13 protein-coding genes are annotated in these 16,231 nt (G+C 41.4%); 8 read left to right on the top strand and 5 right to left on the bottom strand.

What is annotated here, in order from left to right; all coding sequences use genetic code 11:
• Positions 1–682: 682 nt before the first annotated feature.
• Positions 683–3,622: a DEAD/DEAH box helicase gene (locus J7E81_RS22160; protein ID WP_215045613.1), complete on the top strand. Its 2,940-nt coding sequence runs from the start codon at positions 683–685 to the stop codon at positions 3,620–3,622.
• A 127-nt stretch (positions 3,623–3,749) separates the two neighbouring features.
• Here the strand turns inward: J7E81_RS22160 and J7E81_RS22155 are convergent, their stop codons facing one another.
• From J7E81_RS22155 to J7E81_RS22140, 4 genes are all read right to left on the bottom strand, one after another.
• Positions 3,750–4,019, bottom strand: a complete 270-nt coding sequence (locus J7E81_RS22155) for an excalibur calcium-binding domain-containing protein (RefSeq protein WP_215045632.1) — start codon at positions 4,017–4,019, stop codon at positions 3,750–3,752.
• A gap of 95 nt (positions 4,020–4,114) precedes the next feature.
• Positions 4,115–4,780 carry an AraC family transcriptional regulator gene (locus tag J7E81_RS22150; RefSeq protein WP_215045612.1) on the bottom strand — a complete coding sequence of 222 codons (666 nt, stop codon included), beginning with the start codon at positions 4,778–4,780 and terminating at the stop codon, positions 4,115–4,117.
• A 187-nt stretch (positions 4,781–4,967) separates the two neighbouring features.
• A complete protein-coding gene (locus J7E81_RS22145) occupies positions 4,968–6,257 on the bottom strand; it encodes an MFS transporter (protein ID WP_215045611.1) in 1,290 nt (429 codons plus the stop codon).
• Between the two features lie 115 nt (positions 6,258–6,372).
• On the bottom strand, positions 6,373–7,584 hold the full coding sequence (locus J7E81_RS22140) for a methyltransferase domain-containing protein (protein ID WP_215045610.1): 1,212 nt from the start codon (positions 7,582–7,584) through the stop codon (positions 6,373–6,375).
• Between the two features lie 222 nt (positions 7,585–7,806).
• On the opposite strand from J7E81_RS22140, the gene gsiB reads away from it, so the two are divergent.
• The 7 genes from gsiB to J7E81_RS22105 all read left to right on the top strand — a co-directional run bounded on the left by gsiB (position 7,807) and on the right by J7E81_RS22105 (position 15,036).
• Positions 7,807–8,172 (top strand): glucose starvation-inducible protein GsiB, encoded by a 366-nt coding sequence (gsiB, locus tag J7E81_RS22135; protein WP_215045631.1) that lies wholly within the window; start codon positions 7,807–7,809, stop codon positions 8,170–8,172.
• A gap of 189 nt (positions 8,173–8,361) precedes the next feature.
• Positions 8,362–9,468 carry a hypothetical protein gene (locus tag J7E81_RS22130; RefSeq protein ID WP_215045609.1) on the top strand — a complete coding sequence of 369 codons (1,107 nt, stop codon included), beginning with the start codon at positions 8,362–8,364 and terminating at the stop codon, positions 9,466–9,468.
• Positions 9,469–10,161, top strand: a complete 693-nt coding sequence (locus tag J7E81_RS22125; protein ID WP_215045608.1) for a hypothetical protein — start codon at positions 9,469–9,471, stop codon at positions 10,159–10,161. It begins immediately after the preceding gene.
• Positions 10,162–10,459: 298 nt separating this feature from the next.
• Complete coding sequence (locus J7E81_RS22120) at positions 10,460–10,975, top strand: type 1 glutamine amidotransferase domain-containing protein (RefSeq protein WP_215045607.1); 516 nt, start codon at positions 10,460–10,462, stop codon at positions 10,973–10,975.
• 270 nt (positions 10,976–11,245) lie between these two features.
• A complete protein-coding gene (locus J7E81_RS22115) occupies positions 11,246–12,169 on the top strand; it encodes a sensor domain-containing diguanylate cyclase (protein ID WP_215045606.1) in 924 nt (307 codons plus the stop codon).
• A 328-nt stretch (positions 12,170–12,497) separates the two neighbouring features.
• Positions 12,498–13,466, top strand: coding sequence for a peptidoglycan recognition protein family protein (locus J7E81_RS22110; RefSeq protein WP_215045605.1), 969 nt, complete (start codon positions 12,498–12,500; stop codon positions 13,464–13,466).
• A gap of 238 nt (positions 13,467–13,704) precedes the next feature.
• Positions 13,705–15,036 (top strand): NCS2 family permease, encoded by a 1,332-nt coding sequence (locus J7E81_RS22105; RefSeq protein WP_374104081.1) that lies wholly within the window; start codon positions 13,705–13,707, stop codon positions 15,034–15,036.
• 55 nt (positions 15,037–15,091) lie between these two features.
• Here J7E81_RS22105 and J7E81_RS22100 read toward each other — a convergent pair whose 3' ends face one another.
• On the bottom strand, positions 15,092–15,982 hold the full coding sequence (locus tag J7E81_RS22100) for a metal ABC transporter substrate-binding protein (protein WP_251028813.1): 891 nt from the start codon (positions 15,980–15,982) through the stop codon (positions 15,092–15,094).
• Positions 15,983–16,231: the final 249 nt, after the last annotated feature.

Below are 16,231 nucleotides of genomic sequence, written 5' to 3'. Positions count from 1 at the left end.
AAACTCTCCAAGAAAGTTGATTTAGCTCAATTTGTTACGTTGGCTTAGTTTCATAATAGAAACTAATATTATTGTTTGTTGACGTTTTTGTTTGTTTAGTTTTCAAAGAACAATCCATCGCTTTAATTAGCGACAACAAAATCTATTATATAATTTCGCTTTGTAAAAGTCAACTACTTTTTAAAGTTAACCTTGCCGCCTTAGCGACGCATATTAATATACCAAGATTTCTATATATAAGTCAACCATTATTTATAAAAAATTTATCTCTTTTAAAAATAGTTAGTTTTTATGATCATAGTTACTAGACATGTATTATATAGTGATCATTCATTTTAACATGATAAAAAAGGATTGCCGCATCAGCCAATCTTCACTTATTTTACTAATGGTTCTATCCCTGTTCATTTATAAAGCCCCTCAGTATTAGACATTTGCTATCCAAAAGGTGGATCACACTATAAAAGCCTAAATGATCAAAGACATCCTAAAAGGAGTCTTTTTTTAAATGAAAAATAAACACTTCATGTTCCTTACTCCTCTAACTACAAATTTTTGGTTATAATATAGGAATATGGATTTTTACAGATGAACTTTTTACTGCCATTTTTTGATCGTCCACGCATGATGCATGGATATTTTCATATAACCAAGGGTTCCAAGTTAAAGGGGTACATTATCTATGCTTAAAACTAGGTTTATCAAATTACTGACAACTAAATTAGAGGATGGCCGCTTTCTGTTGACGGCCCAGAACGAACAAGGTTCTTACATGAATCCGTTCAGGTGGAAAAACCTCGTTTTTAGCAGCCATGAAGAAAGCTTCTTCGGCACCCTTCTTGAGACTGAGACGGTTAACGACGTCGAAGGGATCATTGTGAGCGGCTGGCAGCTTGTTTCTTTGTTTGCAAAGGAGTCTTTCAATCGTTTTATTGATTGGGACTGGAATGAGCAATCTGAGATTTGTCTTGCTTCCGCATTGACCCTTTATGAAGGGATTGTCGAAAAGGATTGGCTTCCGGATTTCTCCGTTTGGGAGAATGGCGACTTCCGTTGGAAGCTGCCGGAACGGGTCAAGGACGAATTCGACTCTTCCTTTTGGGAACAATCCATCGAGGAAGAGACCGAACCATTGGTCAGCGGAGAGAGAGATCTCGGTACAACCAAAGACTACATTTCTGATTTATATAATGGAGCTCTCGATGCTTATTTAACCAGAAACGCTGCGATGAAGGAGCTTTTCGGTCCGAAGCTGGATCTGTTAAGAAAACAAAATATCTCAGGGGTTGAGCTCGCCCGTTATTTTGATGAAGATAGCTGGCTTGAATGGGTTGGCATAAAGGACAGCGACACGCCGTTTACAATTGGGCTCCGGCTTGATGAACCTCTAGATGGCGAGGGTGCTTGGATCCTGGATGTATTTTTGCGCAGCAAGAAAAATACCGATGAAATCTATGATGTCGAAGGAGTTAGAAAGATTCCTGCGAGGTGGCAGCCCTATTTAGATAAAGTCGATCAAGAGCGGATTCGCTGGGCCCGGTTAATCCCATGGCTAGAGGAGGATGGCTTTTTTAAGACCCACCTTACCGAGGAAGAAGCCTGGATGTTTTTAACCGACGCAAGTGAAACCTTGGTTGCACTCGATGTTGAAATCCTTCTTCCGTCCTGGTGGCAGGCGATGAAGAATGCCAACTTGAAGGTAAAGGCGTCACTGAAGGGATCTTCCAGCCATCGGCCATCCTTCGTGGGACTGCAGGCAATGCTTGATTTCAACTGGCGCTTTTCGATGAACGGTGTGGATTTGTCGGAAGATGAGTTTGGGAAGCTTGTCGAGGAGAAGCGACGATTGGTGTTTATCCGCGGCCGCTGGGTGAAGCTCGACCCGCAGTTTATTCGGCAGATTCAGGATTTGATGAAACGGGCGGAAAAAGAGGGCTTGCATGTCCGTGATTTGCTCGAGCAGGAACTGGTTGAGTCGACAGATACGGAAGAAGAATTAGAAAATCCAAAGGCATTTGCGAAGATTCAGATTGAGTTGAACCGCCAATGGAAACAGATGGTCAAAATGCTGTCGGAGGTCTATGAAATACCGCTCGAGACTGTACCTGAAGGGTTGAAGGGTGAGCTTCGTCCCTACCAGCAGCTCGGCATGAGCTGGCTTTGGTTCCTGCGGCAATTCGGCTTCGGCGCCGTCCTCGCCGATGACATGGGCCTCGGCAAAACAGTCCAGCTTATCTCCTACCTATTGAAGGTGAAAAACGAGGATACATTAGAAAAGGTGCCTGACACCGTTAGTACTACAAAGCAAAAGAAAACGGCTGGTGATACAGACTCTGCCCCTAAAGTGAAGGTTCCTACGAAAGCGGCGCTGATTATTTGTCCAACGTCTGTGTTGGGGAACTGGCAGAAGGAATTAGAGCGGTTTGCTCCCGAGATGAACGTATATCTTCATTATGGTTCGAACCGTCTGAAAGAAGAAGGCTTTTCGGAACGGGTCCAAGATGCTGATGTCGTGTTGACTTCCTATGGATTGAGTCATCTTGATTCGGAAGAGTTTGAGTCGATGGTGTGGAGTTCCATTGCGATTGATGAGGCGCAAAACATTAAGAATGCTCAAACAAAACAATCGAAGGCCGTACGGCGACTGCGCGGCCATCACCATATTGCCTTGACCGGAACTCCGATGGAAAACCGCCTTTCCGAGTTATGGTCCATCTTTGATTTCACTAATCACGGCTATCTTGGCAGCTTGGGGCAGTTCCAGAAGAAGTTCGTCATCCCGATTGAAAAGGATGAAAAGAAAGAAAAAGTCCAACAGCTTCAATCATTGATTCGTCCATTCCTGTTGCGCCGGACGAAAAAAGATGAAGAAGTTGCCCTTAATCTCCCTGATAAGCTGGAACAGAAGGAGTACTGCCCGCTCACCGCAGAGCAGGCATCACTGTATGAACAGCTGATTCACGATACGTTTGCGGAGATTGAAAAGTTGTCCGGCTTTGAACGGAAAGGGTTAATCTTACAGATGCTGACTCGTTTGAAGCAGCTATGCAACCACCCTGCTCTCTATTTAAAGGAACAGGCTGTTGGCCGCGAGCTGCTCGACCGCTCAAATAAGATGGAAAAGTTGGTTGAACTCGTTGATGCGGTCTTGGATCAAGGCGAGAGCTGCTTGATTTTCACCCAGTATATTGAAATGGGCGAAATGATTCGCAGTACCCTGAAGAAAAAGTTTGGTATCGAGGTGCCGTTCCTGAACGGAAGTGTCCCGAAAACGCAGCGCGATACCATGATTGAACGGTTTCAAAATCAGGAGTTCCCTGTGTTCCTGTTGTCGTTAAAGGCAGGCGGAACCGGATTAAACCTTACGGCCGCGAACCATGTCATCCACTATGATCGCTGGTGGAATCCGGCAGTTGAAAACCAGGCAACCGACCGTGCTTACCGGATTGGCCAATCGAGGTTTGTCCATGTCCATAAGTTAATCTGTACCGGGACACTCGAAGAGAAGATTGATGCCATGCTCGAGAAGAAGCAATTCCTTAACGACCAAATCATCACCAGTGAAAACTGGCTCACAGAGCTGTCAACCGATGAACTGAAGGACCTTGTCTACTTGGGGTGAGGCCGCAGGGTGCCGGCGAGGGCAAGATTAGTACTGTGATAAGATGAGGAACGGTAACAGGCACCATTTGCAACACCAAAGAAGTAGAAAAGGGAAGATTCTATTGTTTTAGAATCTTCCCTTTTCCCTATCGCTCACAGGCGATTAAATCTTTATCTCTGTCGCTCTTTTTATTTGCATCATAAAGAGCTTGTGAAGCAAAGGGTTTGAAATACGTCTTGCCACCTTTGTTTTTTACGGAGGCTGAACGGGCTACTCCACCTTTGTAAACCTTATTCAACTCTGTACAATTTTTGAAAACCACAATCTTTGTTGCAGCCTCTGACTCCCCTGCCGAACCTAATGTAAAACCTAATAATAAAGCAACCGGAATTCCAACTTTAAAAAACTTTTTCATCATAAATACCCCACTTACATTATTTTCTATTTCTATTAAATATCTTAAGTGAAGTATTCTAACTATTCAATTTAAATTTTCTATTTAATAGATATTTATTTTGTTTGACGCTGGGTTTTTATAATCTCTAAGTATTGTGTATCACCTAAACCATAATCTCCGGAAAATTGGTTGATGAGCGCTAAAACAAGTTCATTTTCTGGCATATCTTGATGCGCTTGTATATAAACCATCAAGTCACTGTCATGATTAAGATAGTTTAAATATAGCCCAATCCCCTTTTTTAAAGGATCTGGCTCCACCTGGTCAGGTAAGCGTTTATGAATCAAAACTTGTTCGTACATAGCCAGATAGCCCTTGGCCGCTACTCTAAAGTGTTTAACAGGTTCAAACTGGTCACCGACTATATTAATATCAATAGCCTTTTCATGCCCTGCCTTGTCTAACCAAGCAAGAACGGTCAGAAGGTTAATTTGGCAAAACATATCCGCATCAAACCATAAAACGATATCCGTAAATTCTTTATTTATTAGAGGATACAATGGCAGTATAGTGTGCTCCGTGTATTGTTCTCGTGTTACATGATGAACCTTTGCACGTATATCAATGAATTCTGGTGAGAATAAATCCTTACATGTACTTCCATAACACATCGCTTCGTTAAACGGGACCATTAATTCCCCTTTCAGAAAATCTGTCTCTTTATAAAAATTGTACATGGCTTGGCCATTGAGAATATGTAATGTTTTTTTTTGGATCATGATTCCAGCCCCCTTCTCTATAAGTAATTCTATTTATTTCTATCTTAAGCTTTTCGAGCAAGACAGCAGGGATTCAAAACACTGGTGTCTGAATCCCGCTTCATTGGGACAGGGCCTGCAGATTTTCAACTGATAGTGTCCGAATCCCCTCCCCATTCGTGCAGATTCAGGAGTATATTCTATAATACTATTCTATTTCCTTAACCTCTTCCAACCGTATCCTCCTCTTTGCCGTATTTTTAACAGAACAAAGAAAGAACAGCCCTCCGCCTAATGTAGGAACAAGATAACTTGGAATATGACTCAAAAGAAACCCTGAAGATACCATAGCAACAGGCAGGAGCACCTTGCCAATACTAATACCGATACTCAGTACCCTGCCCCTGTATTCATCAAGAATCTCTATTTGCATAATGTAGGAAAATGGAATATCAATTAGTGCCACGACACCCCCAAAGAGAAACATAATCAGACTATAAAAGCTAACAATCCAAAAATCATTGAGTCCTTCCACCATAAGCGGAATCCCTGAAATGACCATGAGTAGAGACAAAGCTACACTTAAATATCGAAGCAAACTGGAATAGGCAATCCTTTTAATGATTTTTTTTACCAGCAGCGCTCCTAAAATCATCCCGACTGGAAATGCGCCTTCGATGATTCCAAACTCCTTGGCACCAATACGGAAAATGGTATTCATTATATAGGGGATGGGAACCATTACAGCAAAACCGAGAAAAAAATTCAAAGAAATTAACAAAATAAATAAATTCAGGATTTTCCTTCTCCCAATTAAATAGTGGAATCCATCCTTGATTTCCTCCGTAAAAACGATCTTCCCTTTTAACTGGCCAGCACTTTTCGATTCCTGGCAGGACGTAAACCTAATCAACAGGATCGAAACACCGGAAAGGAGAAAGGAAATCCCATTAATGAGAATAAACGCTCGAATATCAACAAATGCAAATACCATTCCCCCTAACATCGGTCCCATGATTGAAGAAACTGAATCAATCACTTTTCCGATCGAATTAAGGTTCATTAACCTTTTTTCCGTTACGATGTTCGGTTTGGCCGACTCCATCCCCACCCCAAAGAAGGTACTAAACACTGTCATCAGGAGAGTAGCTGCATAAATAATCACCAGCGTTAATCCAAAAATATGGCTGAACACATAAACGAAAACTAACAGCATCCCGTTTAACAGATCCATGGATACCACTAATCTCTTTTTATCGAATTTATCGGCAATGACGCCAGCAAACGGATTGATGATCACCATTGGGAGAATTCCCAAAATTAGAGTGGCCGCGAAGCTTAACGCTGAGCCCGTCAACTTTAAAACATATAGACCCATCGCAAATTGGTAAATGGCCGTGCCAAATACGGATATCGTCTTTCCCGCCGCATAAAGAAGAAGGTTTTTTCTTTCACCATCCCTTTTTTCCTCGCTTGCATTTATAGCTGCTATACTCATAAACGTCCACCCCTCTGAACTTCTTACATCAAGTGTAAAGGGTCGGGTGAACGCTACATCAAGAACCTATTTTCATCATTTCTTACATAAAAAAATGAAAAAGGTAGGGTTCACCCTACCTTTTCCCCCAAAATGAATAGGAGTAAATCTCTTCTCCCGGGACAAAAAAATCCTCGAACTTTCCGCCTTTATCAACCGGTTCAGAAATCCTTTCATCCATCGCCTTATACAGTAACTGGCCGATGTTTTTCCGAATCGTATCGAGTGTAAAGTTATCTCGGTATTTTGCTTCAATTTTACTGTTAGGACTGAAATTTTTAAATACTAAGTAGGACCCTAATAAATAACCGTCCGGTTTACTAAGCGAATCAACTTCATGCAGCAGAAACGTTTCATGCTCAAAGCTATAATTACTTGTACCGGTATTATCAACAATGATATCAATGGAATGACTTGGCAGCGGCAGTTCTAGAAAGTCAGCGCAAATAAACAGAATGTTTCGTTTCAAACCGGTCTTCTCCAGAAATTTTTTTAAAAATAAATGCCGGTCGAAGTTGTGATCAACCGCGATATAAAGACCATCCTCTGGTAAATCTTGATAAATATTTCGAAGAAAAAAACCTGATCCAGACCCTAATTCAAGAATTACCTTTTTAGACAAATTCACTTGACCCAGCTTCCTTTTTGACCAATGCAATCCTTTATTGAAATTTGCCAAATAAACGGAATCCGTTTCCTGAATATATTCCGGAATATTATTTATCGGCGGAGGAATGGGCTTCATTCGTTTTCCAACGTTTAAAACGCCTGACTCAATCGGATAATCAACACCACACTCACAGGATAGTTTCCCTTCGATGATCTGATTTCTAGTAATCATTCCCTCCTGAAGAGTCAGCTGTCCATGGCATTTTACACACCTCAGCAGATCTAGTACGGTTAAATTGATCCCCAGCACACCGCCTTGCCCTTGGGGATGCGCAGCTAATTGATCCAATTTCCCTTTTAGGCTGTCTCTAGCTTCCTCCAGCATTTTTATTTCTTGCTCTAACTCCTGAACCTTTTTTAAAAAAATAGATTGATAATACGTATCCACTTCATAATCAGTAAGTTTAGCAAAGTTTTTATAATGAAAAATCTTCTTCATTTCATTTAAACGAAAGCCAATCTTTTTCAACTCTAAGATAAGGTCTAGATCACTTTGGCAACGGTCATCAAAGTCATATTGCCCGCCTTGTTTTTCCGGGACAATTAAACCTAATTCCATATAGTGCCTAATCGTATCAATACTTACGTTATTTACTTTTCCAAACTTGCCAATTTTCATGATTCTTCCCCCTTCCTTACTATTCTTTATTCACATCAAGAAATCCTATCTTTAATAGACAATGGGATTTCTCTAAAGGGCGCTTTTGTCAAAAATGGTTTGAGAATCAGGACAACGGGTACATAAAAGACGTAAGTCAAATAGCAATTCCAAATATTATTAGCAAATATTATTAGGAGGGATTTTATTATGGCAAACAAAGATAATGAAAACAGAGGAAATATGACACTGGAAGAAGCAGGCCGCAAAGGCGGAGAGGCGACTGCTCGTAACCATGACAAGGAATTTTACCAGGAAATCGGGCGGAAAGGCGGAGAAGCCACTTCCGAGAATCATGACAAGGAATTCTATCAAGAAATTGGTCGAAAAGGCGGAGAAACTACCGCCGAGAACCATGACAAAGAATTCTATCAAGAAATCGGACGAAAAGGCGGAGAAGCTACCTCCGAGAATCATGACAAAGAATTCTACCAAGAAATTGGTCGAAAAGGCGGAGAAGCCACTTCCGAGAACCATGATAAAGAATTTTATCAGGAAATCGGCGAAAAAGGCGGAAACGCCCGCGCGGACCAACGAAATGATGATTAAGACCGATCCATAAAGGGGGGAGCTTAGCTTCCCCTTTTTTCAATTAGCTGCCCCCCCCTCTCCTCTCTTCCCCGCTAGAAATCATTTTCCGAATCTTTGAGAAATAATCAGTTGTTTCCCCTTAAAAATGTTAAAATAATCTAGTAATCTGATTTTGATAGATAGAAATGCAGGAGTTGGACGATAAAAATGAATCCTACATTTATTGATTTCCATAAAAAACGATTTGAATGGGTGCAGAAGGCGGTAAAGGATTTCTCCGTTCGCTTTAATGAATGGAAAAGCGAAGCCCCTTATACAGCGGGAATGGCCCACTCAGTGGAAGGTCTTGTGAGAATGTTGCAAACACACTTGGAACCTCCCCATGACGTGTCCTTCAACGGCCTCAAGAATTTTTTCCAAGAAGTTGAAAAAGAACGGCAATCAGAACTAGAAAACGTTGAAAAGCAATTGGAACCCTATCAAATGTTAATCAACAAACAAACATCGATCCTTGAACATGAAAAAGAAAACGCCCACTTACAGGAAGAACGCTTATTAAACGATATCAATCGCTTTGATCAATTCCAACAACAGATTGAGCTTAAAAATACAGATTCTGACCACATCTGGGAATTAGTGGATGATATTATTGAGTATACTCCCTATAATAAAAAAGCTAGTGTCATCAATTATGATGTGTCTAGATTACAGAATTGGGCTGAACGAGAGTTAGGAAACTCGCTTTTGACCATCAAACAGAAAGCTAGTGATGCAAACATTAAGCTAGGACAACCTTTAGAACTTCCTTTTCTGGCTCCTATACCTGAAATTGAGCAGAAAATTGATGCCTTCTGGTTTAAAACCACTTATGAAAAGGCCTTGTCCACTATGCGTGAACAAGCACATCAATGGCTTACTGAGATGTATCAAAACTTTAATCATTTACTAACTTTAGTCTTAACGGAATTAACAAGGCAAAAAGAGCAAGCCATAAAAGAGGTTGAAGCCGTAAAGCTTGAGTACCGGACCAAGATTCGCTCCCACGAGAATCAATTAGTCACGTATCAAAAGGAAGAAGCGGAGCTGAAAGCCCGTTATCTGAAGGCCTGCCAATTGTGGGAACAGTTCAGTGACCAAGCCTCTCAATTGCAAGGCTATTTAATTAAGTACTGGCTGGAGTATAAGGAAGAGCTGCAGCAGCATTTCCTGTATGGTCAGACGGAAGACCGCTGGCTGTCCGCCCACTATTTGCAGCTTTTGCGGCAAGACGGTGAAAACATGATTGAATCATTAACCAAAGGAGGCCATGAATAGATGGTTACCACAAAACTCCCGACCAATAGTGAATATGAAAAGGCTGTTGAAGAATTAAAGAAGCTGAACGAAGATATTTTTTACGGTGATTTAAAAGAAAAAATGAACTTATTAGAGAGCAGTAACAAGGAGCTCTTGGAAAACGCTGTAACGGTGATTGACACGGCTTCGAACGAAATAGCAGCCTTTACCCGTGATCTCACCGTTTCCGCCGAGAACAACCGCAATTTTTTGAAGCAAAATGAAGCGTACGTTGCCCTTACGAAAGGTGAGTTAGCGAAAGCAGAGGAAAAGTTAGCTGCCCACGTAACAGCCATTCAGCAAATGGAGGACCGCCTGGAGCGGCTTCAGCAATCGTACAAAGAAATGTTCCATAAACATTCCGAGTCGATTAATACCATTCTTGTCGTTCGCGAAGAAGCACTCATCAACAAAGTCATCTATCAGCTCGAGACCTTAACCCATCAACACCTTGAGCAGCTCGAAGCTTACAAGTCGGAAATCGAATTACTGCGGGAAAAAATCGAATCCATGAGCAAACATCATACAGAGATTCTCCACATCCTCTCCAACCGGATGGCCGGCAAAGAAGACTTGAAAAAAATAGAAAAGAAAAGCGCGCAAAAGATGAACATTTTGTTAGCCGTAGTGGTAGTAGAAGCAATCTTGATTGGCATTAAATTTTTCATTTAAACAATAGGCTGACTCAAAATTTGGTTGATGTATAGGTTGGCACACTCTGTTGATTGGAGCGGAAGGCGCGAAGACTCCTGCGGGAGTACGGGACAGGGGAGACCCCGCAGGAGCTAAAGCGACGAGGAGGCTTCCCGTACCGCCCGCGGAAAGCGAAGCGCCTGGAGCGGAAATCAACAGACTAGTTTAATGTATAAAAAAGAAGGTGCCCCTAAAACTTTTGGGACACCTTCTAACGTTTCAACCACTGTGATAAAGGGTACTTTAGTATGGAGTCTTAGAAGAGGAGTTGATTGCTATGAGCAAAAAAATTGCTGTGTTAGTAACAGATCATTTCGAGGATTCCGAGTATAGTGAACCAGTACAGGCCTTCAAGGAAAAAGGCCATGAGGTCACCCCCATCGAAATGGAAAAGGGCAAAACGGTAAAAGGAAAACAGGGTGAGAGTGAAGTGGTCATTGATCAGAGTATCGATGAGGTCTCTCCTGAGGACTTCGATGCCCTGTTCATCCCAGGCGGATTTTCACCGGATATTCTCCGGGCCGACGAGCGGTTTGTTCAATTTGCGAAAGCCTTTATGGATGCGAAAAAGCCGGTTTTCGCCATTTGCCACGGACCTCAGCTGCTGATTACAGCGGAAACGCTTGAAGGGCGCGATGTCACAGGGTACAAGTCGATTCATGTGGATTTAAAGAATGCCGGCGGAAATTTGCATGACAAAGAAGTGGTTGTGTGCCAGAATCAGCTGGTCACGAGCAGGCAGCCGGATGATATCCCGGCCTTTGTCCAAGAATCTTTACGAATATTAGGTTAGCATCATGAAGGTGTCCGAGTTCTTGGGCACCTTTTTTTGAGCATATAAGATAATCCCCCCGCCTGTTATTTTCGGCGTAGAAATGGTCAAACCTTCTCCATTCAAACCATCCCTCCTCCACTTGCTAAACGGTCATCGGTAAACAATTTACCAGACTTCCTAATTCCACGCCCATTTTTTCCCTCCCCTTTAAGTGCAGAAATCATTTTACAAATCTTAGATACTTTCCATACAATAGACAAGAAAGAATTATACGTACAGGAGATCTCCATGGCTAACCATTTTGACATACTTTCTGCTCATGGGAATGATGGCTATCAGCAATTGATTGAGTTTTTCCCTGAAGCCATCATCATTCACATTGAAGGAATCATCGTTTATACCAATATTGCTGCTCAAAAAATTTTAGGAGCCACTTCAAGCGGGGACTTAATCGGGAAGCCTATCCTGGAGATGGTTCATCCAGAGGACCGGGAAAAGGTGCTGTCTGCCATTATGGGGGCATTGCAAAATCCATATGATGCGGGAATCGGGAAAATCGACCCTGAGATCCGCTATATCGAAGAACGGTTATTAAGAGTCGATGGGGGAATTGTAAAAGTAGAAGCCACCGGGATTGCTATTATCTATGAAGGTAAGCCTGCTATCCTAACGATTGGAAAGGAATTAACACATCCTAACCGCTACGAAAATTTACTTAACGACCTTGCTTATATTGATTCTTTAACAGGATTATATAACCGTCGTTGGTATATGGATGTTTTTCGGAACAGGTTAAGCTCCCATGACTATCAGGAACTTGCTATCTTGTTTATGGATTTAGATGGTTTTAAGAATGTCAATGATACCTATGGACATTTAGTTGGTGATCACTTCTTGAAAGAAGTGGCTGAAAAGATTAAAGTCACGGTTGGGTCAAAGGGTGAGGTGGCTAGATTTGCGGGAGATGAATTCATTATTATTCTCCATTCCCCTGAACACCTTGCCGATCTTATTAATGAAGTGATTAACCAGGTTGTAAATCAGGGCGTGAACCCGCAGCTTCAAACCTATGTCACTGCCAGTATTGGTGTGTCCCTGTATCCGAAAGATAGCGAGAATGCGGAGACTTTATTAATGCAGGCCGATAAAGCCATGTATATGGCAAAATATAATGGGAAGAATCAATATTGTTTTTTTCATGAGGAAAGGTAAGGAAGGTTCAGTAATTTTAGTAAAAGATTATTTACTTTATGAAGATTTCCGGCCTACCCTACCTCTTTTTAAAATTTTTATATAACCTTAATGATTTGTTCATAGTTTGTTCATCTATCGAGAGTAAGATAAACCTATGAAATTGATTTTACCTCTTTTTCATAAATGACCCCCTTTTAAACATATATTTTTAGTCCAGCTGACCGTCAGCTGGATCTTTTTTTTGCCCATTTATCTAAAGCTTCTCGGTGTGAACGCAAAATAGTCATGCACCGCCCACCCAAATTTGCATAGTGTAACATATGTTGATCGAAGGAGTGAAAAACGAATGGCATTTGAGATTCTCACGGCTGACCAGGTGATTCAAAGGTTAAATGGCCGGAAATACAAATATTCGCAAGTGCACCATACCTGGGAACCTAGTCATAATGATTTTAACGGCAAGAACCATCTCCAACTACAACAGGCCATGCGGAATTACCATGTGAACACGCGTGGTTGGGATGACATCGGACAACATGTCACCCTCATGCCAGATGGTTTATTTGTCACCGGAAGGCCTTTTAATGAAACACCCGCAGGAATCGCCGGCTACAACGAAGGCGCCTTTATGACCGAGATGTTAGGAAACTTTGACATTGGTCATGATGTGTTAGAAGGCGCCCAGTTGAATTCAATGTTAAAGCTGCAGCATTATCTTGTAACGGCCTGCGGGGCGCAAATCATGTTCCACCGCGAACATGCAAGTAAAACTTGCCCTGGAACATCCATCAATCGAGATGAATTTGTTCGTCAAGCCATCAATTACGATTCCCTACACCCTACCTTGGTTGCAGCAGCACATACGAACCAACCATCCTCCTCCACATCAAGTCCCCATTTGTTACAATTAGGCGATAATGGGCCAGATGTCAAAAAGCTGCAGCAGTATCTCATGAAAGCTGGGGAAAGGCTCCCGAAATATGGAGCAGATGGTGATTTTGGCAAAGAAACCGAAGCGGCTGTCCGGTCTTTTCAAGCAAAGCACGGGCTTGCTGTCGATGGAATCGTTGGACCGAAGACAAAAGCAAAACTGGAAGCAGTGGTCAATACATCAAATCGTCCTTATCCTGGTCACCTGATCAAAAGGGGCTCCACGGATACAAACAATATAAAACTAATCCAAGCAAGAGTGGGCGTTGCCGCCGATGGTATTTTTGGACCCAAAACCGAAGCGGCTGTGAAAGCATTCCAAAAAAGCCATGGTTTAGGAGTAGATGGGATTGTCGGCCCGAAAACTTGGGCAGCGATGTTTTAATCAGGGATGAACCGCCGAAATAAGACCTGCTGTGGACAGCAGGTCTTATCCCGGTTCACTTAAAAGGTAAATATTAGAAAGCTACCTTCGTTTAAATCCAAACCAATCCAGCGGTGTGAGAAATGCTGCCTGTCACCATTTCCCACACCGCTGGATTATTTATGTGTTTGGTCCTCTATCCTTGGCCAATCTGTGTTATAATATCCCTCGGCATAAGTTATATAACTAAATGAACTTTATGCGGGTGGGAGAGGGAAATCGCGAAAGTGTGATTACTATTATGAAGGGAGTATTTAAGCTTAAGCAGCATGAAACAACTATTCGAAAGGAGGTTATTGCAGGGTTAACGTCGTTTTTTTCCATTGTCTATATCCTGGCCGTTAACGCAAAGATTTTGGAAGATGCCGGAATCCCTTTGGAGGCTGGTATCATTGCCACCGTCCTTTCTTCGTTTGTTGGCTGTTTATTGGTTGCTTTTATCGCCAATGTACCGTTGATTATTGTTCCAGGGATGGGGATTAATGCCTTATTTACGTTCACGATTGTCGGTTCGTTAGGGCTGGATTATCGGGAGGCTTTAGGGGCTGTGGTTCTTTCTGGAATTTTGTTTGTAGTTGTTGCCTTTACCAACTTACGCAACATCGTAACAAGCGCTATTCCAGATTCCTTAAAAGAATCGATTTCTGTTGGAATCGGCCTGTTTATTGCCTTTATTGGTCTGCAAAAGAGTGGAATTGTAGCCGGGAGCCCGACCAATTTTGTGTCGCTTGGTGAGTTATCTTCGCCTGTGGTGCTGGCTTCGATCATTAATCTGATCATTGCCCTATTTCTGTTCTTAAAGAAAGTTCCAGGCAATTTTTTAATCACCATTATCCTTGGTACGATGGTTTCCTATTTCTTTGGACTTGTTCCAATGAATGGGATGGACACTAGCTTTATTTCCTTTGACAGCTATAAGGATGTTTTCCTAAGCAGTCATTTCGGCAAGTGGTCTTTCCTTCCTTTTTGGTCGGCTGTCTTCTCATTGGTGTTAGTGCTCGTCTTTGAAAATATTGGACTGGTCCATTCTCAAGTGAATGGGATGCTTCAGGCACCTGAAAAGAACGAAAAGTCATTAAAGGCAATCTCTATTTCGACCATTGTCTGCGGGTTATTAGGCACAAGTCCTGCTGTTTCGACGGTTGAAACAGCGGCGGGTATTACGACGGGTGGCAGAACCGGTTTAACCTCTGTTGTAACAGGTTCACTCCTTTTGGTATCGCTATTTTTCATGCCGTTTATTAAACTAGTTCCAGATGCCGCGATCACTCCGATTCTGATCATTATCGGGGGATTGATGATGAAAAATGTGGTAAATATCGATTTCACTGATTTTACTGAAGCATTTCCGGCCTTTCTGGTGATCATCATGATTCCATTAACCTATAGTATCGTCGATGGAATTGCTTTCGGATTTATCGCTTATCCGCTTGTAAAAGTTTTTTCCAATAAATCAAAACAGATTACGGTTTCAAGCGTGATTATATCACTGTTGTTCTTTACTAATTTTCTGCTACATGCGATTAGTTAATAAAAAGAAGACCTCTTAAATACCATGCGTATTTTAGAGGTCTTCTTTTTCTATATTAAAAAATCGATAATTTCAATGCATCCAGATTTTTTTTCATCACACCTATAAAGTCTAATCCTTGTTGTTGCTCCTCTTTCGTTAATCCTTCTAGTGGATTTAATACTTCCGTTTTAGCCCCTATTTCTTTCGCTAACGTTTCCGCCACTTTTGAAGAGGCCATTTCCTCAAAATAAACAACCTTTGTATTTTTCTTTTTTGTTAGTTCGGTTAATTCCGCTAATTTCCCTAATGTTGGTTCAACGTCGGGTGATAATCCTGCAATCGGAGTTTGAGTTAGTCCATATTGTTTTGCCAAGTATCCAAATGCAGCATGTTGTGTAACAAATTCTTTTTTCGTGGCTTTATCAATCGTCTGTTTATATAAGCGGTCCAAATCCGCTAACTCTGAATTTAATGCTGTTGCATTTTTTTGATACTGATCTTTATGACGAGAATCTGCCTGTTCTATAGCTTTAGCAATCGTGTTCACTTCTTGCTGAGCTAAAACCGGAGAAAGCCAGACGTGTGGATCTTTAGCAGTCGTATGCTCCTTCCCTTCCTCTGATTCTAGTGCATTCATCAATTTAATCCCATTGGAAGCTTCGACCACCTTTAAGTTGGAATCATTAATACTTTTTAATACTTTTTCAGTCCAAAGTTCAAAGTATCGGCTATTGTATATAAAAACATCAGCGTCTTGAATTTTTGCCATATCCTTTGCTGTCGGTTCCCAATCATGTGGTTCTACACCATTTGGTATTAATAATTCCACGTTTGCTGCGTCGCCCGCCACCTTTTTGGCAAAATAGTACATTGGATAAAAAGTCGTGACAATCTGCAGTTTTTTAGATCCATCACTTGTTTTTTCACTTTTGGTTGAAGCTATGTTTGAGCAGCCACTTACCATTAATAGAAAAATAATTAGTGGGACTAATAGTCTTTTCACGTTCATTTACCTCCAAGTTATTTTATAATTAGGAATTATTACGATTTAAAGCGAATAATTATTTTATATAATGGATGATTAATAGCGATACACAAATCGTAACTATTACGAATTACATCTTATAACGATTATTTATTTATGTCAATCATCAAATTTTAATGAAAGGAATGAACTAGACGTGCATATCCATATGATAGGATTGATAGATTT

The organism is Bacillus sp. ISL-18 (genome assembly GCF_018613415.1).
Taxonomy (GTDB): Bacteria; Bacillota; Bacilli; order Bacillales; family Cytobacillaceae; genus Neobacillus.
The sequence above is the reverse complement of the archived record's forward strand: the minus strand, read 5'-3'. Positions and strand labels throughout refer to the sequence as shown.

Bases quoted from the DNA above. Each gene is read 5' to 3' on its own strand.
- J7E81_RS22125 (WP_215045608.1), top strand. From the start codon at position 9,469: ATGGTTACCACAAAACTCCCGACCAATAGTGAATATGAAAAGGCTGTT.
- J7E81_RS22145 (WP_215045611.1), bottom strand. From the start codon at position 6,257: ATGAGTATAGCAGCTATAAATGCAAGCGAGGAAAAAAGGGATGGTGAA.
- J7E81_RS22100 (WP_251028813.1), bottom strand. From the start codon at position 15,982: ATGGTAAGTGGCTGCTCAAACATAGCTTCAACCAAAAGTGAAAAAACA.
- J7E81_RS22155 (WP_215045632.1), bottom strand. From the start codon at position 4,019: ATGAAAAAGTTTTTTAAAGTTGGAATTCCGGTTGCTTTATTATTAGGT.
- J7E81_RS22105 (WP_374104081.1), top strand. From the start codon at position 13,705: ATGCGGGTGGGAGAGGGAAATCGCGAAAGTGTGATTACTATTATGAAG.
- J7E81_RS22110 (WP_215045605.1), top strand. From the start codon at position 12,498: ATGGCATTTGAGATTCTCACGGCTGACCAGGTGATTCAAAGGTTAAAT.
- gsiB (WP_215045631.1), top strand. From the start codon at position 7,807: ATGACACTGGAAGAAGCAGGCCGCAAAGGCGGAGAGGCGACTGCTCGT.
- J7E81_RS22130 (WP_215045609.1), top strand. From the start codon at position 8,362: ATGAATCCTACATTTATTGATTTCCATAAAAAACGATTTGAATGGGTG.
- J7E81_RS22140 (WP_215045610.1), bottom strand. From the start codon at position 7,584: ATGAAAATTGGCAAGTTTGGAAAAGTAAATAACGTAAGTATTGATACG.
- J7E81_RS22150 (WP_215045612.1), bottom strand. From the start codon at position 4,780: ATGATCCAAAAAAAAACATTACATATTCTCAATGGCCAAGCCATGTAC.
- J7E81_RS22115 (WP_215045606.1), top strand. From the start codon at position 11,246: ATGGCTAACCATTTTGACATACTTTCTGCTCATGGGAATGATGGCTAT.
- J7E81_RS22120 (WP_215045607.1), top strand. From the start codon at position 10,460: ATGAGCAAAAAAATTGCTGTGTTAGTAACAGATCATTTCGAGGATTCC.
- J7E81_RS22160 (WP_215045613.1), top strand. From the start codon at position 683: ATGCTTAAAACTAGGTTTATCAAATTACTGACAACTAAATTAGAGGAT.